Consider the following 25,230-nt stretch of genomic DNA (forward strand, 5'->3'; position numbering starts at 1 on the left):
CCGCTGAAGAACGCGAATGCCTGCTCGTATGACAGCCAGTGCAAGCCAGCTGACTGTGAGATTGACCCCGTAAGCTGGAAGAGTTCAAGGCATCGCGTGATGGTGTACCCATTGAGGTTCAAGGGGAGCTGTTCCAGCTGATGACCTCAGACCCCGATGCCTCCATTCGCCGCATGGTGGAGATCGCTGCCGATTAGGGGATATCGGTGTCCAACGAGGAGGTCAGAGGCTTCCTGAGAGCAATGGAGACGACGAAGAATTTGACGACATCGAGCTAGATGCTGTTGCCCTGTCTGCCATTGCTGGTGGCGCAAGAGGCGAAGGGGGACCTTGCTGAGGTTTTGCTTATACCGTCGCCACGTCAGCAATAGCGGGGCTTTTGTTGTTCCGCTCGCTAAGGATTACGCCTTCTTGCCCTGAATGGCACTAGGGGAGAAATTAAGATTGCTATTTGAAGATGCTTATGCCACCATAAAGCAATAGATTGTCCCGACAATGCCTTTAACAAACAATCCAAAAGTATCCAAAGTGTTATTGCAGCTCACATGGATTATCGGTGGCATTGGCTTCTGGAATGCTTTCAACTCCATTGGTTCTGGAGATGTCGAAACTGCAACTCAATGGATATCAGGGTGGGCTATCGGAGGCGTAGGACTTTTGTCCTTTATTCGGCATGCCGTCTTTCACAGAAGCGATGCGGTGCGAATGGGCTGGGACTATGGACAACGAAACGACTTTCAGCTTGAAGTTGGTTTTGCAAATCTCGCATGGGGTGTTGTAGCCATCGTTGGCATTTTCCAAGGATGGGATACAGAAACCCTTGGGGCATTGGTGCTACTCGTCGGAATCTATATGCTCCAAGCGGCAGTTTTACACCTTCTTGAGTTGAAAGAAGTTAAAAATCCCAGATACGGAAGCAAACTTGCAAATTTAGCGTATGCAATATGTACGTTTTGGTTTGCAATCAAGGCTCTTTCTTAATGAATTTAATTGAATCTTGAGCTGACCCGCCTTAGCAATAAACGGCTATCTGGTCGTCACAATTCATTGATGAATCACTTCCACAATGTTTGCCTAATTGTGAAGGCGCGAACCTGATTTGCGCAAACCTGCTGAGCACAGCGTTGGGGTCGTACCTGACTAGCACAATTTGGGGCAACACAACCTGCCCTGACGGCACAATCAACAGCGGTACTTCCCCCTGCACAGCAGAGCAACTCAACCTGGCTTGATTCACAATTAGCCCCTGTCAGCAATGGCGGGGTTTTTGTTGCTTGAGCAGAGCGGGGAACACTGCAGGCAGACACATCTGAACCATGACCCTCGACACCCAGATGAAGCTGGCTCTGCTTCAGGAGCTATGGATTGCTTGAAATGCATTTTATTGTTAGGGGTAAGTCAGAATCTTCTGGGAATAACTATGATTCCCAATTGGTAGAAGTAAGTAACATAAAAGTAAAGACTAATCAGTAACGAATAGCAAACCATCAGACCTTTGGCCTCTCTGCAAAGACCTTTATGACGCTTACCCTCTGCTTCTAGTCTTTTCCTTCCAACTCGTTCACAGTAGGCATTCAATCTAAGAAACAGTTCGAGAACGATATAGAAAATAAACGTGAAATAAAGAACATTGATAATATGTTGCATTGTTTCCTGTGACGTTGCACCGGTTCGATGCGTGAAGTGTAAAACCTAATGAAAGGAGTTTTTTATGACCTCAATTTTTTTGGGGGATAGATCCGAGACTGTGACTACCTGAACGGGGGAATGCTCTAAGCAGTCGCTTCTCACCAAGGATACTCGACACCCAGATGACCCTTGCGCTGCTGCAGGAACTGCTCCTGTCGCTACGTGCCAACGACCCCGATGGCTTCAAGGGCTGGCTTGCTGAAGGCGTCCATGAGCTTGGTGAGCCAGCAGTGATTGAGCTGATGCTCGACGGACTGAACCCAATCCTCACAACAGAAGAAGCGGACAGGCTGGTCGGTTGGCACCTTGGGGTGAGCCTTTAGCTCAACTGGGGGATTGCACTCAGAGCAATCTCACCAAAATCTACCTAAACGGGGAGGGGGTAACCGTGCAAAATGCAATAGTGTTTTTAAAGTGAGAGACACCAGCCACTACAGCCGAAAGGCACTCACTATGAATCTCTTTAAGAAGGCGTACGACCTGCTGCTCAAACCTTTAGATCCAATCCATGAGTAGATGGATAGACCATCCAACATCTCCGCTAATAGCTCTTTTGAGGATGAAGTTAACTACCAATTCGCAAAGGCACGTAACGCAACTTCTCACAGCGGTAATGTTTGCCAACTAATCGGCCTTTTAATGGTTGCCGCCTCTCCCTTTGCCTTGGTGATGGGTGGTAAGAATTTCATGGTCAAGTCCAAACGCTTGAGCCAGCTGTTCTGTTGTTAGACGCTCACCGTTGCCATCAAGCAAAGCTTTGCCGGCAGTAAATCTCCAAAGCTTTGTATCTGTTGCTTTGTCAACGACAGGCTCCCACTTGGCTTCAGCATCCGCGTCACCAAGAATACTGTCCGTGTAATCGTTATCCGAGATGATTACAAGCAGGGTGTATCGTTTATCTTCAGTGATCTTTTTCATGTGATCAAAAACCCATTGCCAAACATTCTTTAACTCGTTCAGCAGAGCGTTCATCACCAAGATCTGCTGCTTTTCTCGCATCATCACAGGCACCTTTTTTATCTCCAAGTGCATACTTGGACAGACTACGATTAGAGTATGCAGTGGCATACTTAGGATCGATCTCTATTGCCTTATTGTAATCAGCACTTGCGCCTTGAACATCCCCAAGTTTGCGCTTAGAATTGCCACGATTGTTATAAGCAGAGACATACTGCGGATTAACCTCTATTGCCTTATTGTAATCAGCAATCGCTCCTTGATAATCTTCTGAATCATCCTTGGTAGAACCACGATTGTTGTAAGCATTGGCATCCTGAGGATTAATCTCTATTGCCTTATTGTAATCAGCAATTGCGCCTTGAACATCCCCAAGTTTGAGCTTAGAATTGCCACGATTATTGTAAGCTTTGTCTTCCCGTGGATCAATCTCTATTGCCTTATTGAAATCAGCAATTGCGCCTTGAAGATCCCCTGATCTGTACTTAGAATTGCCACGATTAATGTAAGCACCGGCATACTGAGGATTAATCTCTATTGCCTTATTGTAATCAGCAATTGCTCCTTGATAATCACCTTGGTTATATTTATCCAATCCACTATTAAACGAATTGACCGCCAAAGGGTTAGAACAAGCGGTAATCAACGGCGACCCAAGAGCAAGCACAGACAATGCTGCAGCAATGGCAGTGGTCCTGCGTGGTATTGGATGGGTTCTTGTGAAGGAAGGTTTAGTCGTATTCACAGGCGTTTTGAGCGCACAGATATTCATACTAGCAACGAAGAAATCCTGAGCACAGGCACCTACGGGGCCCTAGCTCAAACCTAGAAACCAGACCGTATCGCCATTACGACACAGCTAAGCCTGTCCGTTGCACCCATCTTTCCAATGATTTGGGAGACGTAACTCTTGATAGTCTCTGTTGAAAGGACCAGCTCCTCTGCAATGGCTTTATTAGAGAGCCCAAGGCAGAGCTGCTTCAAGACATCAAGCTCACGGGCACTCAGGTCGGGTAACTGCTTGATCGGAAATGCAGCCGTTTCACGGATGGCGGGCGGGTAATAGACGCCGCCCCGTTTCATCGCCATGAGCGATTGGAACAAGTCACCTTCTTCGCCCAGGCCGATGGCGCTGTAGAAGCAAACACCAGCAGCGCCAGAATTAATGGCGTCACGGACTACTGCTTCAGATTCGCGGTCGGTGAATAAAAGGCAGTTGGTACCTGGCGAGTCACGTTTGACCCTCTCAATCAGAGATATGGAATAACCCTCTTCTAGTTTCTGACCGATGCCTCAAGACACCCGCATCGCACTGTTCCTACTGGCTGAACTGGTTGCTTCACTGCAAGCCAATGACCCTGACACCTTCAAGCACTGCCACCGTCAAATGAAGGGCTGACCGATACCTAGAACACCATTAACCTTGGGCACTAGCGATCGTCGCCATGCCGACCCTTAAGGAGTTTCGTGCCTTACGGGCACAGGTGCCAGCTGAAACCCAGTCCGAGCTGTTCAGCCTGATGACCAAGGACCCGCAGGCGTCGTTTCAGCGCATGGTCGAGATTGCCGCTGAACAAGGCATGACCATCAGCGTTGATGAGGTCCAGGGCTTCCTCAATGCCGTGGATGAGGACGACGAATTTGATGACATCGAGCTGGATGCTGTTGCTCTCACCGCCATTGCTGGTGGTGGTAATCACAGGGGAGGGTGTTGAGGTTTGGCTTAAAGCGTCGCCCCGTTTAATCGGCGGGGTTTTATTCGTTGGTGGAGAGAGTTGACAAAGCAGAAAACTGTTGTCCAGAAGCAAGCCGCGTAGTAAAGTCCACCACTCCCTAATCACGCCAAGAAAAGACTCGATTCACCCGAGAAACTTAAAAACCAACCGAACCAAACCAGACAAGACAACAGTGCGTCAAACAATCAATTTAAAGCATTTATCCAGATAGAATCTTTAGCAGCCAAAGTCGAGCATGTATGCACCCACAGAACTTTTTTTAACAGGATTCCACTGACCATCACCTTTCACAAGCCGTTCTCGACACTTGAAGGCTTTTATCATAGTATAATCCTTATCTTCAGTATCTGGATCATTAATTACTCGCATTTTGATAACAACTGTTCCAGCGATTTTTGTTTCAACTTTCGCAAAATACAAAGTTCCATCTTCTGCATCCACAATATATTCATAACCCTCATCCTGAGGTGAAGATGCCTGCGAGGGCGAAGCACCGATAGTTAAACCTAAGGGGGCCAAACTCCAAAGCCCAGCAAAAAGTACGGAGATGATTCGCGGCAAAATTGATCTCCATACGATTTCACCCAATTTAAACATAAACACACAACCCGTCGTTCAACGCCCAATCGTGATCGGCGCCTCCTTGTTTTTCCACCAAACCCAGTCGCGAATGGGTGGGGTGTTGCTCAACTGCTCACGCGTCAGGCCCAGCCCAAGCTTCTGGGACGCCCCCAAGAGAACATCGAGCATTTCCTCACCGTCGCTGCAGCGGGCCAGGGCCTCGTTTGTTTTTTTCGCTCCATCAAGAGCCTGAACCAACAGGGCGACCCGACGGGCCACAGGCAGTGCACGAGGATCCATAACGGTTACGAAAGCCGCTCACCGTAACCAGCTTCGCTGACAGGAGCAGCCGCAACGGGCAGAATCTTTGGAGATTGTTCATGACGATGGCAGCCGTTCAGGGACAACACTGGGTCATCGGTGATGTACACGGATGCCACGAAACCCTGGTCAGGTTGCTGTCGGTTCTACCGCTCAACGACCACTTGGTTTTCTGCGGTGATGTGATCAATCGAGGTCCAGCCATTGCCGACTGCATGAATCTGGTTTGGGAACTGGTTTGCGCAGGACGGGCCACATGGTTGCGCGGCAACCACGAGCAGACCTTGATCCAGGGACTTGAGCAATCCCCCGCCAGCGGCCATGGCGAACTCTTGACGATCGACACCTATCGCCAACTCGGAGACGGTCTCTCGCGTCAGTGGCTGCAGCGTTTGCGGCAGCTTCCTGAGGTGTTCCAGGGCGAGGGATGGGTCGCCCCCACGCCGGATTTGACGACTCCGGTCGCCCCGACCTGCACATCCGTGAACCCTTCTGGGATCACTACAACGGTCGCTACGGCAGGGTCATTGTCGGTCATACCCCGCGACCAGCTGTTGAGTGCCAAGGCCACATCGTGATGATCGACACCGGCGCCGTCTACGGCGGCTTGCTGACGGCCTTTTGCCCTGAAACCGATGCGGTGGTTCAGGTGCATGGACCGAGGGCCATCTCTGAAAGTCCCTCTCACCAAAGGGAACTGGCCACAGGGCTGCCTTGCTAAGGATTTATCGCAGCAACAGAGCAGAGCTTCTGGCTCAGCTCCTCGCCCAGGATCTCAATCTGAACCCTCCCGCACCTTTCGAACAGGTGGAGGTTGTGGTCAACACCTGGCCTACGAGCCGTTGGCTTGGCGAACGACTGGCCAGCTTCAACGGAATCAGCGCCCTCGTGCGCTTCCCTTTTCCCGGGAGCCGCCTCCGCCAACTGGTGCAAGCCGTGCTGAGCACGGAGCCCCCAGTTGATGATCCCTGGCGAGCCGAACGGTTGGTCTGGACGGTGCTCGCTGTGCTTCCGCAACTGATGCAACGCGAGGAGGCTGAACAGCTCAGGCAGTGGTGGGACAGTCACCGCACTGCATCCGAGGTTCTGTCGCGGGAGCAGTGGTTGCTCGCACGCCAACTGGCGGATGCGGTGGATGATTACGCGCTTTACCGACCTCAGGAAATCGCCGGCTGGATGGCCGGCGATGACGGGGGAAACCTCCCGGACGTTCTGCGCTGGCAGCCGCTTCTCGTGCGTGCGCTCGCTGACCGGCTTCCAAGCGATCCCTTCGGCTTACAGGTTCAACGGGCCATTGATCAACTCCGCTTGGGGCAAGCGCCAGCCACACCGCTGCCGAAGGGTCTGAGGCTGTTCGGTCTCAGCAATCTCGCCCCAGTGCAGATTGATCTGCTTCAGGCGCTTGCCGGGGTGATGCAGGTGGAGCTTTATTTGCTCACGCCCTGTCCGGATCTGTGGGAGCGATCAGCGCGAAGACGGCGCCAACTGGGGGAGAACTGGACCGCATCCCCAGATGGAACCTGGCTGATCGAGGCCCCGAAACTGGAAGCCATCCTCGGCCGCATGGGAGGGGAATTCCAGCTGCTGCTGGAGGGCAGTGGCGACTGTCTGCTCAGCAGCACGGATCAGGCTGATCTGTTTGCCGACCCGGTGGCGATGGCAGCCTCCGAAGGCCGGCAGGGGTCCTTGCTGGAGCAGCTGCAACAGCAGCTCGCAAGCACCGAACACATTCGATTGCAGCGCAAGAGCTCCGATCGCTCCTTGCTGTTCATGGGCTGTGCAGGTCCTTGGCGGGAAGTGCAGCTGGTTCGGGATCACATTCTTCACTGGATGGCCGACGATCCCACACTTCAACCACGGGACATCCTCGTGATGACGCCTGATGTTGAGCGTTATGCACCGCTGCTGGCCTCCGTGCTCTCTGACCAGGACGCCACCGGAGTGGATCTGCCCTGGCGCCTCACCGACCGCAGTCAGCAGAACAGCCCTGGATTGCAGCAGGCCTTCATGACCCTGCTTCAGCTCAGTGCGGAGCGTCTCACCGCCACCGGACTGGAAGCACTGATGACCAATCCGGCGTTTCTCAGTCTTCAGGGTCTCGAAGCACAGGAGGCGATGGACATCACCGCTGCCTTGCAACGCAGCGGCTTCCGTTGGGGGCTCGATCGTGAGGAACGCCATGGCGATGACACCCACAGCCTGCGCTGGTGCCTGGATCGCTGGCTCATCGGCCTGATCCTCCCCGATGAGCCTGGCCTGGCACTCGGCACCTGTGCTCCCGCTTTGCCGGATCTGAGCCTTCAGCAGCTCGAGCGCTGGTGGCCGCTCCTGGATCAGGTCGCACGATCGATCTCTCAGTTGCGCCAAAGCGGAAGCTGCTCTGAGTGGGTGGAACGGTTGCGGCGGCTGCTCTCCGATCTCTTCGGCGACGGTGGTACCTGGGACTGGGAACTGCAAGCCATCCAGCAATGCCTGGACAGCTGGGTGCTGCAGGCAGGCCACTGCGAACTCAACCTGGAAACCACAGTGGTGATCGCGGTTCTCGAGGAAGCACTTTCGGCCGACAGTGGCCGCTTCGGGCACCGCAGCGGTGCCATGACCGTGAGCGCCCTCGAACCAATGCGTGCCATTCCCCATCGGGTCATCGTGCTCATGGGGCTGGATGCCGCCTCCTTTCCTCGTACACAGGAACGCCCGGGATTTCATCTGCTGGAGCGGCAGCGGAGGCTTGGGGATCCAAGCAGTACGGATCAGGATCGCTACGTGCTGCTCGAGGCGCTGCTCTCCTCCCGTCAGCACCTGTTGATCAGCTGGAGCAGCCGTGATGAACGACGCGGAGACACGCTGCCACCCTGTCCGCCCGTGCAGCAGTGGCTCAGCCTGCTGCGACAGGAGCTCAGCGAGGAGGCGATGGCCCAGGTGCTGATCGAACCACCGGCCAACCCACTGGACGCAGCCAACTTCATCCCTGCCAAAACGGATGCGTTGAGCTGTGATCGTCGCCTGCTTCAGGCCAGGCAGTGCCTCGATGATCCGCAACGCCCGGCTCCAGGTCGTGCCCCCCTCGGCCTCGCCCTGCCCATTCACTGGACCCTGAAAGCGAAGCCCGCGGCAGCGCACGCCAACACGCTGAACAGCGACCAAGTGGAACAGCTGGAACGCTGGCTGCAGGCTCCCCAACGGGCCTGGCTCCGGCAGCGGGGCATCGAAGCTGGGGAATGGTGTGATGCCGTTGAAGATCGATCACCGCTGGCCCTACCGGAACGAGCACTCCGCGCCGTGATCACCGAGCGCCTGCGTGATGAGCTCGATGGGCTCACGAGAGACCCTGAAGCCCGGTGGGACATCTCCAAATCTGGAGACTGGATGCGATGGAGCTGCGGCCGGGGGCTGCTGCCGCCTGGGGCTGGGGGGGCGCTGGACGACAGCCGCCTGGAACAGCGCTGGCAAAACCTGCAGACCGCCCTGTTCAGCATCGGCCCCCTGCAGCAACCTCCGCGATGGGAGGGGCTCGCGATTCCACCACTGCCAAAGGCGGGGGAGACCGCTGTGATGATCAGCGCCTCCAAGCTTCAGGCCCGCACCGTGCTCGAGGGCTGGTTCAAGCATCTGCTGAACCAGCGGCAGGGCAGAGGCTCTCCGACCGTGGTGGTCTGCCGCGGTGACAGCAGCAGCAAAGCCGAGACGTTCTCCATCGCCATGCGCTGGATGCCAATGGAGCCGCAGCTGGCTGATGGATTGCTCAGCGACCTGTTTGCACTGGCTGATGAGGGGCTCCGGATCTGCTGGCCGATCCCCCCGGAAAGCGGACTGGCCAGGGCTGTCACCCTGGCCAAAGGCAAGGATGTAGCCGACCGCGCCTTCAGCACCTGCTGGCATGGCGGGGTCAAGCGTTGGGCAGAACGGGAGCGAAGTGATCTCCAGGCCTGTTTCGGTGAGGGTTGTGATGCGGAACATCTCCTGAACAGCCCAGGATTCGACAGCGCATTCGACAGCCTGTATGCCCCGCTTCTCGAGGCCAGAAGCCAATGACAGGCCAAGAGGAAGCACGCACCATCCGGTTTGAGCCGAACCGCTACCCGCTCACCCCGGGGCTGAGATTGCTGGAGGCCAGCGCAGGCACCGGCAAAACCTTTGCCTTGGCCCATTTAGCAATGCGGCTTGTGGTGGAAAGAGAGCTCAAACTCGATGCACTCCTTGTGGTGACGTTCACAGAAGCAGCGGCCGATGAACTGCGCGACCGCATCGGCAAGCGACTCGACGGAGCACTTCAAGGACTCCTGCGTCTTGAACAGGGAGACGATGGCGGAACAACGGCAAGCGATGCGGTTCTCCAGGAGTGGCTGGAGGAGCACGGCCGCGATCGAGCAGGGCGTAGAAACAAGGCCAGCCTGCTTCTTGAAGCTCTCGAAGCGCTTGAGCGAGCCGACATCACCACCATTCATGGCTTTTGCCGACGCACCCTGCGACGTCAGGCCCTGGAGAGTGGCAGGAGCCTGGATCTCTCACTCGACGATGACCCTCAGACCCTGGTGGAGGAGGTGGCCCATGACCTTTGGCGAGAACAGGTTCTCACGCTTGACCCCGGGGATGTCGCCGGGCTCCTGCAGACAGGACTGCGGGAGGAAACCCTGACGGCTGAGCTCCTGCGTCTTGATGGCGATTGCGGTGTGTGCATCGCCGAAGACGCCGAGGCCATTAATCCTGAGGACGCTCTGCGGGATGTCTTTCCCCTCTGGCTCAAGCAGCGATGGCTGCACTTCTGCGAGCTGTGGAGCAGCGAAAGCGCTGAACTGGAGCAGTGCCTTCGTGATTGCGCCCAGGAATGGCACAGCCTCGGCTGCAAGGACACGAAGCCTTACAGCCGCAAACCCACAAAGAATCGCGCCGCCCTGCTGAGCAGCTGGCTCGACAGCACTGGCGACACGCAATCGTTACTCATTCGTTACGCAGACGTGCGCAATCAGGCCATTCTTGGCACTTTTTTCCACCCAGGCGTCTTCTCCAAAACAGCCCGCAAATGCGGCGAAACCACCCCAAGCCTGCCTCGACCTGAGCTGATGCAAGCCATCGCTGCGCTCTGGGATGGTCCAGGGGAGCAGACCTGGCGCTATCTGCTCAAGCGCGGTCTGCACGAGATCGATCAACGACGCCAACGTCGCGGAGTGGTGGGTTTCTCCGGCCTGCTGGATGCCCTGAACCCCACGGATCCATCCAGGTCGCAAGCGTGGATCACAGCCCTGCGGACCCGCTACAAGGTTGCATTGATCGACGAATTTCAAGACACCGATCCGCTGCAGTGGAAACTCCTGCACCAGTCCTTTGCCTCCAGCGACCATCTCCTGCTGATGGTGGGCGACCCCAAACAGGCGATCTATCGCTTTCGTGGTGGCGATCTCAACACCTACAAGAGCGCACGCGATCAGGTCGATCGCATCGACGATCTGCTCGACAACCGGCGCACCACACCTCCACTGATGGAGGCCATGAATCGCTTGATGTCTCCAGGACTCAAGCACTCCGAACTGACCGTTCCAGCGGTATCGGCGAAGGCCAGCTGCACCCCTCTGACGCTGCCCGCAGACGAGGCACCGTTGCAGGTCCTCGCGTTCAATCCCGATGATGCCGGCGGCAGCAGGAGCCGGACCGATCTGGAGGCGAGCATCCCCTTCGACGCTGCGGATCTGCTGCTGCAGATCCTGGGCAACGACACCTCCCTTACCCCTGCAGACCTGTGCATTCTTGTCAGTCGCCACCGGCAAGCTGAAGCAATCCGCGACCAGCTCTCAAGGGTGGGGCTGCCCAGCCGCCTGATCAGCCCCGGGGATGTGCTCAGCAGCCGTGGAGCCAGTGAATTGCAATGGTTTCTCGATGGTCTGGCCCGCCCGGCGGACAATGAGCGACTGCGTCGACTGGCGGCAGGAGCCCTGATGCAATGGCCTGCCGACACCCTGGAAGCCTGCGATCGAAACGGGCAACTCGACCTGTTCGCCGCCAAGCTCCAGGCCCTCGCCGATGCCTTGCCTCGGCTCGGACTGATGGGCTGCCTGGCCCAGCTGCTGGAAGGGGAAACCCTGGCAGACCTGTCGACCCGCGGACGTCTCCTGGGAGATCTGCAGCAGTGCGCACGCCTGGTGCAGGACTCCATGCACCGACAGGGGCTCAATGCTGCAGGTGGAGCCGACTGGCTGCGCCGGCAACGCCTGCATCCTCCGGATAACGTGCCGGAGCAGCGTCAGCCGTACAGCGATTTGGCGGCCAGCGCAGTGGCCGTGGTCACGGTGCACCGCAGCAAGGGTCTGCAATATCCCGTGGTGATCTGTCCTTACCTCTGGGAGGCGCCATCTCCTGGCAAAGGGCCCCTGTGGCGTCTTCCCGCAGGTGATCGCTCAGGAAGCTGGAGGGTGGCCCTGAATCCGCACTGGGGAAGCGGCCAAGCAGCCGCCTGCGCCGATGACCTGGACTGCAGGGCGGAGGCCGAACGCCTGGCCTACGTGGCGGTCACCCGCGCTGAACGACATTTGGTGCTCTTTAGTGCCGGTGAAGCCAACCCCAGCGGCAATCCTCTGGATTCCTGGCTGGATGCACTCGTAGGCGATGACGATCCACGAATCAGCGTGCATCACCCCCGTTCCATCCCTCCAAACCTGCGTTGGAGCCCATCGAGAAAACCACAGTCGCTTCAGTGCGGTCCGGTACCGAAGGAAGCCATGGATCGCTCCTGGGGACGCAGCAGCTACTCGGCATGGATTGCCAGTGCCTCCAGCCCACACCAAAGCAATCGCAACAACCCCCTCGAACTTGAGGAAGGCCGGGATGTGGATGCCGGAACCGACGCACCATCCACTCGCGCACCAGACGAGGGGTCATGCGGAGAGCCACTGCCGCGCACTGGCTTTCTCGGTACGTTTCCGCGTGGAGCGTCAGCAGGCGATTGCTTGCACCGGATCCTGGAGCAGATTCCCTTCGATCAGCCGATCGAGCAACCCAGCAACCATGAGCTCGTCGAGCGCGAGCTGAGTCGTTCCGGCCTGGATCTCACATTGAAAGATGACGTTCTCAAGGCCATCAACACGGTGCTCCACTCACCCCTTGGCGGCCCCCTCAGCAGTCTGCGCCTGGCTGATCTCCACAACGGTCGGCGCCTGCATGAACTCAGCTTCGATCTTCCAGTGGCCCATACGGGCAGAGCTGTGCGGGCATCGGCTCTCGCCAGTGCCTTCCGCAGCGACCCCCACCGGCGGTTCGGTGCGGACTATGCCGCTCAGCTGGAGGCCCTGCACATTCACAGCCGGGGCTTCCTCACAGGCTCGATCGATCTGGTGTTCACCGATGGGGATGACCTCACCACCGCCCGCTGGTGGGTCGCCGATTGGAAGAGCAACTGGATCGGCGAGCGGGACGGCGGAGGACAGCCCCTGCATTGCGGCCCACGGCACTACACCCAATCCGCGATGGAGGAGCAGATGTTCCAGCACCACTACCCACTTCAGGCCCACCTTTACCTGGTGGCCCTGCATCGCTTCCTGCAGTGGCGCCTGGTCGACTACTCCCCGGATCGCCATCTCGGTGGCTATGCCTACGTCTTTCTTCGCGGTGTCAGCGAGCGGGGGGGGAGTGGCGTGATCATTGAACCTGCACCGTTGCAGCGGATTGAAAGCCTGAACCAGCTGCTCCAAGGAATCCAGCCATGAACCGCAGCGAAAGCGCACAACTCAGCCAACGACTCGCCAATGGAGTCATGGCCATGCTCCGCCGCCGCCGTCCACCTGAGACCGACCTCTCACCAAAGGATCAACAGGGGCTCGAAGAGCTCGTTCAGGCACTCACAGCAGCTCTCAGCGCGGGAGAAACCAGTTTGAGCATCGAGGACAGCCAGCGCGAGCTCCTCGAGCGCAGCGGGTGGCTGACTGATCCGCCCCAGGTGATGGTTCTCGATGGCGATCAATTGCACTGGAGGCGATGGCATCAAGCCATGCAGTGCCTGGAGCTGGAACTGATCGAACGCAGTCACGCCCTGCCCAGCGGCAGCCGAGCCGACACCATGAATCCTCCAGATCTTGGGACGCTCAATGCGGAGCAACGGGCCGCCGTCCAAGCCATCACACGCCATCGCCTGGTGATGGTGAGCGGCGGCCCGGGGACGGGGAAGACCAGCACCGTGCAGGCGATGCTGCTCCAGGCCATGGCTGAACGCGAGGCCTTGCGCATCCATCTGGCTGCACCCACCGGCAAGGCAGCCCGACGCCTGGAGGAAGCCCTTCAGAGCGACCCGCAAACCAAGGGCCTGCCCTGCACCACCCTGCACCGCCTCTTGGAAGCGCGCCCAGGGGGCTTCGGCCGTAACAGCCGGCACCCCCTGAATCTTGATTTGCTCGTGGTTGATGAGGCCTCCATGGTGGATCTCAACCTGGCTCAGGCACTGCTGGCAGCCCTGCCTCAAGAGGCACAACTGGTGCTTGTGGGAGACGCCAACCAACTGCCGCCCATCGGCGTTGGAGCGGTTTGGCAACACCTCCAGCACCCAGAACGCAGGCACCGTTTCGGTGCTGCTGCCATCAGCCTGCACCGGATCTATCGCAACAGAGGGGATCTGGCACGGCTGGGGAGCCTGCTGCGCAACGCGGGGGAAGAGGCCTTCTGGAACGCATGCAACGGGCTGGATCAACAGGCAAATGTCGCCCTCCAGATCTGCCATGACCGTCTGATCCCCGACACCGTGATTCAACTCTTGCGAAACCGTCTGGCGGAACTCGCCCGCTCAACGGTCCAGCTGTCCACGGACTCAGAGGGCCAACCCAACCCGATAATCAGCGCAGAACTGCTCAGTCGGCTCGACGATCTCATTGTTCTTTGTCCTCGCCGCCGGGGCCCCTGGGGTGTTGATGCCCTGCATCGGGAGCTGCTCCAGGAGGATGATCCGGCGGGATGGCCTGAAGGTCTGCCGGTGCTGTGCAGTGAAAATCAGATGGATCTAGGACTCGCCAATGGCGACCTGGGTCTCACGATCGGCAAGGGTGCGTCGCGACGGTTTTTATTCCGCTGCAACGACGGCAATGCAGGCAACCTATTCCGCCTGATTCATCCTGCGCGCATCCGCCAGCTGGAGCCAGCTCTGGCCCTCACCATCCACAAGGCGCAGGGAAGTGAGGTCACCAACGTGGTCGTGCTGTGGCCCCCGCAGGATGCGTCGAATGCTTCATCCCTTCTCTACACAGCGATAACCCGTGCACGCCAACGGCTGATGCTGTACCGCCTGGCGCATGCCGTCATTGACGGCATGCTGTGATGCAAGCGGCGACGGTTCAAAGCGTGTCAACACGGGTGGAACGTCCCTGGGGTTGGTATGAAGATCTGCTCTCAGGCCCCGGCTACAAACTCAAGCGACTGCTGGTGCGCCAGGGCTGCAGACTGAGCCTGCAGCGCCATCGCCATCGCAGCGAGAACTGGACCGTGGTGGCTGGATCGGGACAGCTGCTCTGTGATGGCCACTCGGTGGACGCGACGGCAGGAAGCACCTTTCACATTCCCTGCGGCTCGATACACCGCGCCATTGGCGGGCCGGGCGATCTCCTGATCATCGAAGTTCAACACGGGAGCACACTCGAGGAAAGTGATATCGAACGCCTGGAAGATGACTTTGGCCGGGTGATAAATTAGAGATTCACCTTTGAACAGACGGCAAGCAATACTGCGCGGCATTTGCCGATGGGACGTTGCAAGCCTGATTTGAAGGATCAATCAGGCTGAGAGCCCTTTCCTATGACCCAGACACCCCCGCAGGCCGCAGTGCCTTGCGCCGTGGATCTCACTGTTTCTGAGCATCCTCCTCAATCACTGCCGAATGAGGAGCTGTTCACCACCGTGATCGCTCCCTGCAACGACGCCGAGCCTGCAGAGAGAAGCGATGAAGAGTCCGCTGAGGAAGCGTCTGGCTTTGCCGGATTTGGCTTCAGCGAAGCGCTGTTGCAAACCCTGGCAACCAAGGGCTACAAGGAACCCTCACCGATCCAGTCAGCAGCCTTTCCCGAGCTGATGCTCGGTCGTGACCTTGTGGGTCAAGCCCAGACGGGCACGGGCAAAACAGCGGCTTTCGCCTTGCCCCTGCTTGAGCGTCTGGACGGTCGCAGCACCCAACCTCGGGTGCTGGTGCTGGCCCCAACCCGGGAACTGGCCATGCAAGTGGCTGACTCATTCAAGGCTTATGCCGCCGGTCATCCCCACCTGAACGTGCTGGCGATTTACGGGGGATCCGATTTCCGCTCCCAGATCCATGCCCTCAAACGCGGGGTCGATGTGGTGGTGGGCACCCCAGGGAGGGTGATGGATCACATGCGACAAGGCACCCTCGACACCACCGGGCTTCGCAGCCTGGTGCTTGATGAAGCCGATGAAATGCTGCGCATGGGCTTCATCGACGACGTGGAGTGGATCCTTGACCAGCTCCCCGAGGAACGGCAGGTGGTGCTCTTCTCGGCAACGATGCCGAACGAAATCCGCCGCCTTTCGAAGCGTTACCTGCGCGAACCGGCTGAAATCACAATCAAAACCAAGGATCGGGAGGCGAAGCGCATCCGCCAGCGCTCAATCACCCTGCAGAACTCCCACAAGATCGAAGCACTCAACCGGGTTCTGGAGGCGGTCACCGGTGAGGGCGTGATCATTTTCGCCCGCACCAAAGCGATCACCCTCACGGTGGCCGAATCTCTTGAAGCAGCGGGACACGATGTGGCCGTCCTCAATGGAGACGTTCCGCAGAACCAGAGAGAGCGCACCGTGGATCGGCTGCGCAAGGGGACCGTCAACATTCTCGTGGCGACTGACGTTGCTGCACGCGGATTGGATGTGGACCGCATCGGTTTGGTGATCAACTACGACATGCCGTTCGACAGCGAGGCTTATGTGCACCGCATCGGCCGCACCGGACGCGCCGGTCGAACAGGGGAAGCGATTTTGTTCGTCACGCCGCGCGAACGACGTTTTGTGGGCAACCTTGAGCGTGCTGTGAACCAGTCCATCGAGCCGATGGACATTCCGAGCAACGCGGAGATCAATCAGAGCCGGTTGGATCGACTCAGGGATCGTCTCAGTCAGGCTGCCGCCTGCGAAGCCAATGACGAGACCTCCCTCTTGCAGGAACTCATTCAAAGTGTGGGCCAGGAGCAGGAGCTCACAGCAGATCAACTGGCTCTAGCTGCGTTGAAACTGGCCGTTGGCGATCAACCGCTTCTGGTGAGTGGTGATGAGAGTTGGCTTCAGGCACCTGTGCGTAACGACCGCCGCGATGACCGGCGGGGGGGGGACCGCGGACGGGATCGTCGTCGCCCCGAGCGAGATGCCCGCCCGCCTGAAGAGAACATGACGCGTTACCGGGTGGAGGTTGGCCACCGGGACCGCGTCAAGCCCGGGAATCTGGTGGGAGCCATCGCCAACGAGTCAGGCCTTCAGGGCCGCATGATCGGCCGAATTCAGATTTTTGAATCCCATAGTTTTGTCGATCTTCCGCAGGGGATGCCCGAGGATGTTTTCAATGCACTCCGACGCCTGAAGGTGCTGAATCGAGAACTGCAGATCACCCAAGCCTCCTGACTTTGATGAACGCTCGTTTCTCTGTCCTCAGCCTGGCACTAAGCCTGTTTGTCGCACCGTTCTCTCCCGCTGTTGCAGCGGGAGAGAACGACACGATCACCCGTTTGTGCCTGGCTGGCTTTAACGCCGCCATGTCCCATGCCGGTAAGACCCCCCCGGCGGGAATGGGCGACTACACCTGCAAATGCTTTCTCGATGAAGTGAACGCAGGAGGCTCGATCCAGTCTGCCCAGGCCACCTGCAAGCAGAAAGCAGCCGCGCGCTACAAGCTCTAAAAGCTCGGCGTCGGTGTGATGTCGAGGCTTGCGCAGGGCTGACGAAGCACGGTGGCCTCGATCAGGTGAATCATCTCGATCTGCACATCGGCCTGGGAGCTTGTGATCAGTTCCTGCAGCAGCTCAAACTGATCAGCTGCCATCAGCTCACCGTCGGCAGTCCATCCAAGGCAACGAAGGCTGAGTCCAGACACCGGCGACTCCGTCAGGGTCTCCTGACAATGACGGGATCGGGGGCTGAAGCCGCGCATCTTCCGATTTCCTCCAGATTGCCGTGACGCAGCTACAGGCCAAGCTGTAACTTGGAGATGCATCAGATTCAGCGTTCGGCTCTGAACGGCTCGCTCCCCCAGGCTTCAGCTTTCCGGCTTCAGCATCAAGGACTTTCCAATTCGGACCACGGCTTCACTGATCACATGTCCATCGGTCCAACCAGGAAATGACCATCTACATCGGCAACCTCTCCTTTCAGGCCGAGCAGGAAGACCTGCTCGATCTGTTCAGCCAGTACGGCGAGGTGAAGAGTGCCAGCCTTCCCCTCGATCGCGAAACCGGCCGCAAGCGCGGTTTCGGCTTCGTGGAAATGAACACCGACGAAGACGAACAGAAGGCCATCGATGACCTTCAGAACGTTGAGTGGATGGGTCGCATGATCCGCGTTAACAAGGCCACACCCCGCGAGCGCACCGGTGGCGGTGGCGGTGGCGGCCGCGGTGGATACGGCGGCGGTGGCGGCGGCGGCGGTTACGAAGGCGGTGGAAACCGCTGGTGATCGTTGCCGGAGCCGGCTCATTCAGCCGGCTCTTCCTCCAAAAAGAGATCCAGAGTCTGATCAAGGCTGATCGCTCGCTGCATCAGTCGATCGCTGTCGTCAACCGCAGGAACATGAACGGCGTCTTGACGCTGTGATGGAACAATTCCCCGCAACGCTTGGCGATGATTCTTCGCCAGGTAACGATTGAATCGGGTGTTGTCTCGTGAACGGGCCATAGGTCCTCCTCGTTCTTCTTCCGGTCTACAGCGCCCTTGCTCCTGTGGATGTTCAGGTGCAACACAACGCTTGAATACAAGGACTGCAGAATTCACGGATGCCGTCCTCTGTTGCTCCAGCACAAAGTCCGGCCGCACTCAGCCGCCTGATTCTCCACTTGAGGCCCTATCGGCGGAGAGTCTGGATGGCGGCCAGCTGCTCAGTGATCAACAAAATTTTCGACCTTGCTCCGCCAGTGCTGATCGGGCTGGCGGTGGATGTGGTAGTCCAGCAGGACACGTCCTGGCTGGCCAAGCTCGGAGCCACAACGGTGCCAACCCAGCTCACCGTGTTGGCAGTCCTGTCATTCATCGTCTGGACAGCTGAATCACTTTTTGAATATCTCTACGGCGTGCTGTGGCGCAATCTGGCCCAATCCACGCAGCACAGTCTTCGGCTTGAGGCCTACGACCATCTCCAGAAGTTGGAGATGGATTTTTTTGAGCGCGACAGCAGCGGCAGGCTGCTGACTGTTCTCAATGACGACATCAACCAGCTCGAGCGCTTTCTTGATCACGGTGCCAACGAAATCCTGCATCTGATCACCACCGTGCTGCTGGTCGGTAGTGCCATGACCGTTGTGGCCCCAGGGGTGGCGCTCTTCAGCTTTCTTCCCATTCCTGTGATTCTTTGGGGGTCTCTGCGTTTTCAACGGCAGCTTGCCCCGCGCTACCGCGAGGTCCGTGAACGGGCCGGCAACCTGGCAGCCCGGCTGAGCAACAACCTCGGCGGCATGCTCACGATCAAGAGCTTCGCCAATGAAGCCTGGGAGCTGGAGCAACTGCGGCAGGAGAGCAACGCTTACAGGCACTGCAACCGCAGCGCCATCCGCATCTCGGCCGCTTTCATCCCTCTCATTCGCTTCGCGATTCTGTTCGCGTTCCTGGCGATCCTCCTGATCGGAGGTCTCCAGGCGTGGCAGGGGGTGATCGCTGTGGGCACCTACAGCTTTCTCGTGTTCATTACCCAGCGGTTGCTCTGGCCCCTCACCACGCTCGGCCGCACGCTCGATGATTACCAGCGCTCCATGGCCTCCACTCACCGGGTGCTGGATCTGATCGACACGCCGATTCGCATCTCCGGGGGCACTCGGACCCTGGATCACGCTCGCATCAAGGGTGAAGTGCGTTACGAGGCCGTGAACTTCGCCTATCGGGACAGGCCACCGCTCCTGAAACACTTCGATCTCACCATTCAGGCAGGGAGCACCCTGGGAATTGTCGGCGCGACCGGATCAGGCAAAAGCTCTCTGGTGAAGCTTCTCCTGCGCCTGTATCCCCTGAGCGGAGGCCAGATCCTTCTTGATGGCATCGCGATCGATCAATTGCAGCTCGGTGACCTGCGGCGGGCGATCGCTCTCGTCAGCCAGGACATCTACCTCTTCCACGGCACCGTACGCGACAACATCGCCTACGCAGCTCCCGAGGCCACAGACCATGCAGTCCGTGAGTCGGCCCGCCAGGCGGAAGCGCTCGACTTCATCGATGCCCTGCCGGATGGCTTCGACACGGTGGTGGGCGAGCGAGGCCAGAGGCTCTCAGGTGGACAGCGTCAGCGCATCGCTCTCGCTCGCGCGATCCTCAAAGATGCACCGATTCTGGTGCTCGATGAGGCGACAGCCGCCGTTGACAACGACACTGAAGCGGCGATCCAGCGGTCCCTGATGCACATCACCGTTAACCGAACCACACTGGTTATTGCCCATCGCCTCAGCACGGTGCGTCATGCCGATCGAATCGTCGTCATGGATCAGGGACGCATTGTTGAGGACGGAACCCATGACCAACTCCTGCATCAGCCAGGTGCCTACGCAGACCTTTGGCGCGTTCAAGCTGGCCTGCGAGGCGACGAAGCTCTGGCCCTTTAAGCACCGGAGCTGATGGCAGCTTCTTTGCATCACATGATGGAACACCCGCTGGGCATTTTTGCCCTGCTGGTGGCCATCGCCGTGCTGGTCCCTCCCCTCACCCGACGCCTGCGACTGCCAGACCTCGTAGGCCTTTTGGCAGCAGGTGTTCTGGTAGGCCCCCACTGCCTGCAATGGCTTGATGCCCAGGGGGAAACCATCACCCTGCTTTCCGATATCGGCGCGATCTACCTGCTGTTCACCGTCGGCCTGGAGATCGATCTCGAGGAATTCAACCGCGTCAAAAACCGCTCGATTGGGTTCGGATTCTTGGTGTTTGCCTTTGGTGTGGCCACTGGGGTCGGAATTGGACAGCTTTTCGGGTTCTCCCTGGTCCCCAGCCTGCTGCTCGGGGCTCTGATGGCCACGCACACCCCCCTGGGGTATCCAATCGTGCGCAGCTACGGAGCCCAGCGTGATGAATCGGTGATCGTCAGCGTCGGCAGCACAATCCTCACGGACATCGCCGCGCTGCTCCTGCTGGCTGTCGCCCTCGGTCTTGGTCGCGGAAACCTGACGGCTGCAGGGATGACGGGGTTGTTCGCCAGCATCGCGATCTTCTCAGTGGGAGTTGTCTGGGCGATCCGCTGGCTCGGGCGACGTCTCTGGATGCGCAGCATCACCGATGAAAACCGCGTGTTTCTCACGGTGTTGCTGGCCCTGTTCATTGCCTCCCTCGGCGCTGAACTCGCGGGTGTCGAAAAAATCGTCGGCGCTTTTCTCGCCGGACTGGCGGTGAATTCAGTGCTGCCTGAAGGGAAAGTGAAGGAGCAGGTGATCTTCGTGGGCGGCGCGCTCTTCATCCCCATTTTCTTCATTCACCTTGGGCTGCTGCTCAATCTCGGTGACCTCGCCGCAAGTGTGAACACGCTCGACTTCACTGCCTTGATGCTGGTTGGGGCCCTGGGCTGCAAGGCCCTGGCCGCGCTGATCGCCGGCCGCTGGTTCGGATACAGCAACAATCAGATCCTGCTGATGTGGTCCCTGGCGATGCCGAAGGTGGCCGCCACGCTGGCCACAGCCTTCGTGGGATTTCAAGCCGGACTGCTTGATGCCACGGTGTTGAACAGTGTGCTCGCTGTGATGGTGGTAACGGCGACCCTGGGCCCGACGCTCACCACCCGCTCCGTGGTGGCGCTGATGGAACCAGACGAGAGCATCTCCAAACCGATCCTCACCAGCACAACAGCGCACGCAAGCGCCACCTCAGCCAGCCGAGCCGTTGTGCGAAGGCCTTTGAAGATCGTTGTGCCCATCTCGAATCCAGCCACCGAGGGGCGCCTTCTGACCATCGCGGCACGCCTGCTCAAAGGAGACGATGACAAGAGCGGACAGCTGCTGCCCCTCGCGCTTGTCAGCCCCAATCTCGAGGATGCCAGAGGTGGGCTCAACAGAGCCCTCGCCGCGGCCAGAGAGCGCCTCAAAGAAGCGTCAGTGATCGGCAACAACCTCACCGTGACCACCCGCTGCCTGCTGCGCCTGGATGAGGACATCCCTGGAGGCATGAGCCGCAGCGCCCTGGAGCAAGGGGCCGATTTGCTGCTGATCGGAGCAGGTCGTCCCGATCGCCTGCGCAACTGGTTACTCGGCGACTTGGTGGATGGAGTCTGCAGAACAGCTCACTGTCCGGTGGTGGTGGTGAATCTGAAGCGAGAACCCGATACAGGATTCCGCAGAATCCTTGTACCAATCAAGGATCTCTCCTCCAGTGCGCGGGAACAGTTCGAGTTGGCCTTGCGCCTTCAAGACAACGCAACCGAAACCAGCAGCACCCGCATTACCCTCCTGCATATTCATGACCCACGCTTTAATCGGCATGACCGGTCATGGATGCGCGGTGAGCTCCTCAGCTGGTCCGCTCGGGACGACGCCGAAGAACTTGACCTGCGCATTGAGCTCTGTGAAGGGCCTGGAGTCGATCGCATCATCCACCGCCTGAGCCGTCATCACGACTTGGTGATCCTGCGCTCTCAGCGACGCCGCGTTGCCGGTCTGCCGATCCCCGCCAGTGACCGCACCAGCAATCTGGTGAACCAGCTGAAATGCTCATCCCTGGTGATCAGCGACCCACTCCTCTGAGCAATAACAGAAAGAAAAGCTTAAGAGCTAGGAAATAACGCCCTAAGTTAAGGCGATGAACCACCGGCAACGCGTCGGAACCCAAACCCTCCTCACGGCAGCAGCCGCAGGGCTGACTGGAGGATTTCTGCTGGCGATTCCGCTGAGTCGGACTCTGATGCCGGAAGCAGACGTCCCGCCACTGATTCCAGTGAGCAATCCTTTCTCGGCCTGGTCAGTCTTCGACAATCGCGAGGTTTTGGTATTGGGAGTGGATGAAGGAGGCGGAAACACCGACGCCATCTTCACCGTGAGGCTCGAGGCGGGCCGGACCTCTATCACCCAGATTCCAAGGGACAGCTATATCGATTCACGCAGCTTCGGGCCGCTCAAGGCCAATGCCCTGTTTGCCCGTGGTGGTGCGGATGCCGTGAAGAAGGAGCTCTCACGACTGATGGGACGTCCGATCGACCACCACATCCTCGTCAACCTTGAAGGGATCCGCACCCTGAGCAATCTGGTGGGCGGCGTTGAGGTGGATGTTCCAAAGCGTCTTTACTACCGCGACAACAGCCAGGGATTACTGATCGATCTACAGCCGGGCCGCCAGGTGCTCCGCGGCCGTGAGTTGGAAGGATTCCTGCGCTGGCGCCATGACGGCGAAGGAGACCTCGGACGACTCGAACGCCAGAAGCTGGTTCTCAAGAGCCTGTTCAGCACCCTGACGAAACCCCAACATCTGATGAAGCTCCCAGCGCTGATCAACGCAGCGGGCAGCAATCTCGACACGGATCTCGGCGCGATGGAACTGGGAGGGTTGATCACAGCCATGGGACTCACCGAACTTGAAACTGAACGGCTGCCGGCGCGGCCTTTCTTTCGCAACGGCATCAGTTATCTGGAGACGGAGTGGCCGGGTGAGAGGCCCCGGGGCAGCGACGCCACTGAATCCAGCAGTTGGCGCTACCGCTTTCTGTTCTGAGCCAGTACACCACACTCCGACCAGACTGTTGGCGACGCCAGGGATGCATTGGACGGAAATCTGCTGAAACAAAGTCTTCGACTGGGTCTCAGCATCCTGATCACCTGTGCCATTGCCCAACATTTTCAACGCATCACCTACCTCTGGTACCCCTTGCTGGCCGTCATCACCGTGGTCGATGACCAGGATGAAAACAGCCTGCAAGCGGCGCGCGGCAGGATGCTTGGCACAGCCGTTGGAGGCCTCGTCACCTTTCTGGTTCATTCCATCCTCACGGGCTGGATCGGAATCCTTGTGAGCTTGCTGATCACCGTTCCACTGCTCAGACGCATGGGTTGGTCGAGTGGGCTCTCAACAGCCGTTGTGGTGACGGTGATGTTTCTCGGCATCGATGCGTACACCCAACTCAACTGGAGCTACGTGTTCAACCGCACCGTCGACACGCTCGTGGGCATCGCGGTGGCGCTGATGATGGGACGGCTGCTCTGGCCGAAGAACCGTTTGGCCCGCATGCAGGAGTTGCATCAGAAACTTGAAAGCACCCTGCATCAACGGCTCGACATTCACAGCACCGCACTCAGGGGAGAAGGCCTCACGCCCCCGGCCATCAACGCGGAAGCGATCACCCGGCAGGTTCTGGAACTGCAACGCCTGATCAACATTGAAAACAGCCTGGGCGACAGACATGCGCGCACGCTGAAGCGCTTGCGCTGGGCTCAGCGGATGAGCCTCTGGCGATGTTTACAGGTGCGCTGGCTTCTGGTGGAGAGGCTGATCCAGCGCGTGCATCAGGACTTGGGAACGAACACGCTCCCCGAGCTGAGTCACTACCTGAGCCATCACCTCAGTGAGCCGGGAGCCCCAGCAGAAGCGCTGAGATTGGAGTCGAGCGGATCCCCGCTAGCGCTTCCTCAACGCATCGCCCTTGAAGAACAGGTCACCCGTTTCCGGCGGCTGATCCGCAGCCAACAGCTTTTGGACCGAGCCCATCAGCCATGAGTAAACAACCCTCTTCAGCCCGTCCCTGGGTGCTTCGCTCCGATCTCCGCCTGGCACTGATCACAGGGTTGGGCGCGGGATTCGGACTGCTCAGCCCCCTCGACTTTGGCTATTACATCCCCCTGACAACCGCAGCGGTTTTATCGAGCAGCTACGGCAACTCCCTGAATCTCAGCATCCAACGGATGCTTGGCAGTGTGCTTGGGATTGTCGTGCTCGCTGTTTTTTCCCGAGGCATTCAGATGCCCCTCCCTCTGGCGCTCGGATTAGCCCTCGCAACGGTACGTCTCCTGGGTGGAGCGCTCGGTCTGCAAGTGGGCTACAAGGTGGCTGGCAATATCGTGGTAATGGGCTGGCTTGTCCATGAAGCAGTTGAAACCAGCTGGGGAACAGCAAGGCTTTTCTGGACGGCGGTCGGCATTGTTCTGTCGCTTTGGGCCACCCGAAGCATCTGGCCCAGCAACAGCATCCCCAACCAGAACCAGGGCTTAGCCACGTTGGTGGATGCCCTGAGTGGGGAGTTTTCTCTTGAAGCCGAGCGTCTTGAACAAGACACACCAGCACGGTTGTCGATGCCCAGCCGACGGCAACGTCGCGAAGCGTTGCTCAGGCAGCTCACCGCCATCCGCAGCCAGCGGGAGAGCGCGCAGCTGGAGCTGGGAGTCAATCCTGAAAATCACCCTCTGCATGAGCTCTGGAGCGAACTGGATCTTCTCTGCTCCCAACTGCTGTCCGTTCTGGATGGGCTTCGCGGTCTGCCTGCCCCGATTCATTCCCCAGCAGTGATCAAAGCGTTGCATCGACGAGAGGCTGAGGTTTTGCGCCATCTGATCGTCCTCCTCAACACCCTGGCCATGGATCTGCGCCAACCATCTCTGGGAGAGAAACAGACTCTCAATCTGGACACGCTCAGCAAGCTCAACCGCGACCTGGATGCCGTTTCAGGCCAATTGATGAGGAGTCTTGAAAGAGACACACTTCAGGACCACGACGCCCAAGCGATCGCCGCCGCAAGAATGCGACAAATTGTTCTACGGGCCTCACTGATCGATCACGCAGCTTCAGCACTGCGCAACTGCAAACCGGGGATGGCCAGCTCAACGCCTGTCACTGCTTAAAGGTCTGAA

The 25,230-nt window shown here is 58.5% G+C and carries 22 protein-coding genes and 1 pseudogene; 16 read left to right on the forward strand and 7 right to left on the reverse strand.

Annotated features, from left to right (window positions below):
- The first annotated feature begins 495 nt into the window (after positions 1 to 495).
- Positions 496 to 981, forward strand: coding sequence for a DUF6790 family protein (locus SynMEDNS5_RS07445; protein WP_186582808.1), 486 nt, complete (start codon positions 496 to 498; stop codon positions 979 to 981).
- Between the two features lie 830 nt (positions 982 to 1,811).
- Positions 1,812 to 2,012: a hypothetical protein gene (locus SynMEDNS5_RS07450; protein WP_186582809.1), complete on the forward strand. Its 201-nt coding sequence runs from the start codon at positions 1,812 to 1,814 to the stop codon at positions 2,010 to 2,012.
- Between the two features lie 313 nt (positions 2,013 to 2,325).
- On the opposite strand, the gene SynMEDNS5_RS07455 is transcribed toward SynMEDNS5_RS07450, so the two are convergent.
- From SynMEDNS5_RS07455 to SynMEDNS5_RS13250, 3 genes are read right to left on the reverse strand one after another with little or no spacing between them, the layout of a single operon-like run.
- Positions 2,326 to 2,661: a hypothetical protein gene (locus tag SynMEDNS5_RS07455; protein WP_186582810.1), complete on the reverse strand. Its 336-nt coding sequence runs from the start codon at positions 2,659 to 2,661 to the stop codon at positions 2,326 to 2,328.
- Positions 2,612 to 3,418: a tetratricopeptide repeat protein gene (locus tag SynMEDNS5_RS07460; protein ID WP_255440067.1), complete on the reverse strand. Its 807-nt coding sequence runs from the start codon at positions 3,416 to 3,418 to the stop codon at positions 2,612 to 2,614. The genes SynMEDNS5_RS07455 and SynMEDNS5_RS07460 overlap by 50 nt, the downstream gene beginning before the upstream one ends.
- A gap of 53 nt (positions 3,419 to 3,471) precedes the next feature.
- Positions 3,472 to 3,735 carry a response regulator transcription factor gene (locus SynMEDNS5_RS13250; RefSeq protein WP_186582811.1) on the reverse strand — a complete coding sequence of 88 codons (264 nt, stop codon included), beginning with the start codon at positions 3,733 to 3,735 and terminating at the stop codon, positions 3,472 to 3,474.
- A gap of 431 nt (positions 3,736 to 4,166) precedes the next feature.
- Here SynMEDNS5_RS13250 and SynMEDNS5_RS07470 point away from each other — a divergent pair, with 431 nt between their 5' ends.
- The gene (locus SynMEDNS5_RS07470; RefSeq protein ID WP_186582812.1) at positions 4,167 to 4,361 is read left to right on the forward strand and encodes a hypothetical protein; all 195 of its coding nucleotides are present in this window, start codon (positions 4,167 to 4,169) and stop codon (positions 4,359 to 4,361) included.
- A gap of 237 nt (positions 4,362 to 4,598) precedes the next feature.
- Here the strand turns inward: SynMEDNS5_RS07470 and SynMEDNS5_RS07475 are convergent, their stop codons facing one another.
- Together SynMEDNS5_RS07475 and SynMEDNS5_RS07480 are read right to left on the reverse strand one after the other, a co-directional pair.
- Entirely contained in the window at positions 4,599 to 4,970 is a 372-nt protein-coding gene (locus SynMEDNS5_RS07475) for a hypothetical protein (RefSeq protein WP_186582813.1), read from the reverse strand.
- 27 nt (positions 4,971 to 4,997) lie between these two features.
- Positions 4,998 to 5,243, reverse strand: coding sequence for a hypothetical protein (locus tag SynMEDNS5_RS07480; RefSeq protein ID WP_186582814.1), 246 nt, complete (start codon positions 5,241 to 5,243; stop codon positions 4,998 to 5,000).
- Between the two features lie 86 nt (positions 5,244 to 5,329).
- On the opposite strand from SynMEDNS5_RS07480, the pseudogene SynMEDNS5_RS07485 reads away from it, so the two are divergent.
- The 7 genes and pseudogenes from SynMEDNS5_RS07485 to SynMEDNS5_RS07515 all read left to right on the forward strand — a co-directional run bounded on the left by SynMEDNS5_RS07485 (position 5,330) and on the right by SynMEDNS5_RS07515 (position 17,128).
- A pseudogene (locus SynMEDNS5_RS07485) lies at positions 5,330 to 5,985 on the forward strand (metallophosphoesterase).
- Positions 5,979 to 9,296, forward strand: coding sequence for an exodeoxyribonuclease V subunit gamma (locus tag SynMEDNS5_RS07490; protein WP_186582815.1), 3,318 nt, complete (start codon positions 5,979 to 5,981; stop codon positions 9,294 to 9,296). The pseudogene SynMEDNS5_RS07485 and the gene SynMEDNS5_RS07490 overlap by 7 nt, the downstream one beginning before the upstream one ends.
- Positions 9,293 to 12,958: a UvrD-helicase domain-containing protein gene (locus tag SynMEDNS5_RS07495; protein ID WP_186582816.1), complete on the forward strand. Its 3,666-nt coding sequence runs from the start codon at positions 9,293 to 9,295 to the stop codon at positions 12,956 to 12,958. The genes SynMEDNS5_RS07490 and SynMEDNS5_RS07495 overlap by 4 nt, the downstream gene beginning before the upstream one ends.
- Positions 12,955 to 14,553 carry an ATP-dependent RecD-like DNA helicase gene (locus tag SynMEDNS5_RS07500; protein ID WP_186582817.1) on the forward strand — a complete coding sequence of 533 codons (1,599 nt, stop codon included), beginning with the start codon at positions 12,955 to 12,957 and terminating at the stop codon, positions 14,551 to 14,553. The genes SynMEDNS5_RS07495 and SynMEDNS5_RS07500 overlap by 4 nt, the downstream gene beginning before the upstream one ends.
- Complete coding sequence (locus SynMEDNS5_RS07505; protein ID WP_186582818.1) at positions 14,553 to 14,924, forward strand: phosphomannose isomerase type II C-terminal cupin domain; 372 nt, start codon at positions 14,553 to 14,555, stop codon at positions 14,922 to 14,924. Before SynMEDNS5_RS07500 ends, SynMEDNS5_RS07505 begins: the two co-directional genes overlap by 1 nt.
- 102 nt (positions 14,925 to 15,026) lie before the next feature.
- Positions 15,027 to 16,853, forward strand: a complete 1,827-nt coding sequence (locus SynMEDNS5_RS07510; protein ID WP_186582819.1) for a DEAD/DEAH box helicase — start codon at positions 15,027 to 15,029, stop codon at positions 16,851 to 16,853.
- Positions 16,850 to 17,128 (forward strand): hypothetical protein, encoded by a 279-nt coding sequence (locus tag SynMEDNS5_RS07515; RefSeq protein ID WP_186585899.1) that lies wholly within the window; start codon positions 16,850 to 16,852, stop codon positions 17,126 to 17,128. Before SynMEDNS5_RS07510 ends, SynMEDNS5_RS07515 begins: the two co-directional genes overlap by 4 nt.
- On the opposite strand, the gene SynMEDNS5_RS07520 is transcribed toward SynMEDNS5_RS07515, so the two are convergent.
- The gene (locus SynMEDNS5_RS07520) at positions 17,125 to 17,379 is read right to left on the reverse strand and encodes a hypothetical protein (protein WP_255440068.1); all 255 of its coding nucleotides are present in this window, start codon (positions 17,377 to 17,379) and stop codon (positions 17,125 to 17,127) included. The genes SynMEDNS5_RS07515 and SynMEDNS5_RS07520 overlap by 4 nt on opposite strands.
- A gap of 188 nt (positions 17,380 to 17,567) precedes the next feature.
- Here SynMEDNS5_RS07520 and SynMEDNS5_RS07525 point away from each other — a divergent pair, with 188 nt between their 5' ends.
- The gene (locus SynMEDNS5_RS07525) at positions 17,568 to 17,900 is read left to right on the forward strand and encodes an RNA-binding protein (RefSeq protein ID WP_186582820.1); all 333 of its coding nucleotides are present in this window, start codon (positions 17,568 to 17,570) and stop codon (positions 17,898 to 17,900) included.
- A 17-nt stretch (positions 17,901 to 17,917) separates the two neighbouring features.
- Here the strand turns inward: SynMEDNS5_RS07525 and SynMEDNS5_RS07530 are convergent, their stop codons facing one another.
- Entirely contained in the window at positions 17,918 to 18,118 is a 201-nt protein-coding gene (locus tag SynMEDNS5_RS07530; protein WP_186582821.1) for a hypothetical protein, read from the reverse strand.
- 98 nt (positions 18,119 to 18,216) lie between these two features.
- Between SynMEDNS5_RS07530 and SynMEDNS5_RS07535 the strand changes: the two genes are divergently transcribed.
- The 5 genes from SynMEDNS5_RS07535 to SynMEDNS5_RS07555 are packed head-to-tail and all read left to right on the forward strand — an operon-like array spanning position 18,217 to position 25,221.
- Entirely contained in the window at positions 18,217 to 20,025 is a 1,809-nt protein-coding gene (locus tag SynMEDNS5_RS07535) for an ABC transporter ATP-binding protein (protein ID WP_186582822.1), read from the forward strand.
- A 12-nt stretch (positions 20,026 to 20,037) separates the two neighbouring features.
- Positions 20,038 to 22,143 (forward strand): cation:proton antiporter, encoded by a 2,106-nt coding sequence (locus SynMEDNS5_RS07540; RefSeq protein WP_186582823.1) that lies wholly within the window; start codon positions 20,038 to 20,040, stop codon positions 22,141 to 22,143.
- Positions 22,144 to 22,198: 55 nt separating this feature from the next.
- On the forward strand, positions 22,199 to 23,104 hold the full coding sequence (locus tag SynMEDNS5_RS07545) for an LCP family protein (RefSeq protein ID WP_186582824.1): 906 nt from the start codon (positions 22,199 to 22,201) through the stop codon (positions 23,102 to 23,104).
- A gap of 48 nt (positions 23,105 to 23,152) precedes the next feature.
- Complete coding sequence (locus SynMEDNS5_RS07550) at positions 23,153 to 24,103, forward strand: FUSC family protein (RefSeq protein ID WP_186582825.1); 951 nt, start codon at positions 23,153 to 23,155, stop codon at positions 24,101 to 24,103.
- A complete protein-coding gene (locus SynMEDNS5_RS07555; protein ID WP_186582826.1) occupies positions 24,100 to 25,221 on the forward strand; it encodes an FUSC family protein in 1,122 nt (373 codons plus the stop codon). Before SynMEDNS5_RS07550 ends, SynMEDNS5_RS07555 begins: the two co-directional genes overlap by 4 nt.
- Positions 25,222 to 25,230: the final 9 nt, after the last annotated feature.

Source organism: Synechococcus sp. MEDNS5 (genome assembly GCF_014279875.1).
Classification (GTDB): Bacteria; Cyanobacteriota; Cyanobacteriia; order PCC-6307; family Cyanobiaceae; genus Synechococcus_C.

What these genes read in the sequence shown, in the direction of transcription:
- SynMEDNS5_RS07520 (WP_255440068.1), bottom strand. Translation starts at nt 17,379, where the DNA reads ATGCGCGGCTTCAGCCCCCGATCCCGTCATTGTCAGGAGACCCTGACG.
- SynMEDNS5_RS13250 (WP_186582811.1), bottom strand. Translation starts at nt 3,735, where the DNA reads ATGGCGATGAAACGGGGCGGCGTCTATTACCCGCCCGCCATCCGTGAA.
- SynMEDNS5_RS07540 (WP_186582823.1), top strand. Translation starts at nt 20,038, where the DNA reads ATGGCAGCTTCTTTGCATCACATGATGGAACACCCGCTGGGCATTTTT.
- SynMEDNS5_RS07470 (WP_186582812.1), top strand. Translation starts at nt 4,167, where the DNA reads ATGACCAAGGACCCGCAGGCGTCGTTTCAGCGCATGGTCGAGATTGCC.
- SynMEDNS5_RS07535 (WP_186582822.1), top strand. Translation starts at nt 18,217, where the DNA reads ATGCCGTCCTCTGTTGCTCCAGCACAAAGTCCGGCCGCACTCAGCCGC.
- SynMEDNS5_RS07480 (WP_186582814.1), bottom strand. Translation starts at nt 5,243, where the DNA reads ATGGATCCTCGTGCACTGCCTGTGGCCCGTCGGGTCGCCCTGTTGGTT.
- SynMEDNS5_RS07555 (WP_186582826.1), top strand. Translation starts at nt 24,100, where the DNA reads ATGAGTAAACAACCCTCTTCAGCCCGTCCCTGGGTGCTTCGCTCCGAT.
- SynMEDNS5_RS07500 (WP_186582817.1), top strand. Translation starts at nt 12,955, where the DNA reads ATGAACCGCAGCGAAAGCGCACAACTCAGCCAACGACTCGCCAATGGA.
- SynMEDNS5_RS07530 (WP_186582821.1), bottom strand. Translation starts at nt 18,118, where the DNA reads ATGGCCCGTTCACGAGACAACACCCGATTCAATCGTTACCTGGCGAAG.
- SynMEDNS5_RS07510 (WP_186582819.1), top strand. Translation starts at nt 15,027, where the DNA reads ATGACCCAGACACCCCCGCAGGCCGCAGTGCCTTGCGCCGTGGATCTC.
- SynMEDNS5_RS07495 (WP_186582816.1), top strand. Translation starts at nt 9,293, where the DNA reads ATGACAGGCCAAGAGGAAGCACGCACCATCCGGTTTGAGCCGAACCGC.
- SynMEDNS5_RS07455 (WP_186582810.1), bottom strand. Translation starts at nt 2,661, where the DNA reads ATGAACGCTCTGCTGAACGAGTTAAAGAATGTTTGGCAATGGGTTTTT.
- SynMEDNS5_RS07445 (WP_186582808.1), top strand. Translation starts at nt 496, where the DNA reads ATGCCTTTAACAAACAATCCAAAAGTATCCAAAGTGTTATTGCAGCTC.
- SynMEDNS5_RS07450 (WP_186582809.1), top strand. Translation starts at nt 1,812, where the DNA reads ATGACCCTTGCGCTGCTGCAGGAACTGCTCCTGTCGCTACGTGCCAAC.
- SynMEDNS5_RS07460 (WP_255440067.1), bottom strand. Translation starts at nt 3,418, where the DNA reads ATGAATATCTGTGCGCTCAAAACGCCTGTGAATACGACTAAACCTTCC.
- SynMEDNS5_RS07525 (WP_186582820.1), top strand. Translation starts at nt 17,568, where the DNA reads ATGACCATCTACATCGGCAACCTCTCCTTTCAGGCCGAGCAGGAAGAC.
- SynMEDNS5_RS07545 (WP_186582824.1), top strand. Translation starts at nt 22,199, where the DNA reads ATGAACCACCGGCAACGCGTCGGAACCCAAACCCTCCTCACGGCAGCA.
- SynMEDNS5_RS07505 (WP_186582818.1), top strand. Translation starts at nt 14,553, where the DNA reads ATGCAAGCGGCGACGGTTCAAAGCGTGTCAACACGGGTGGAACGTCCC.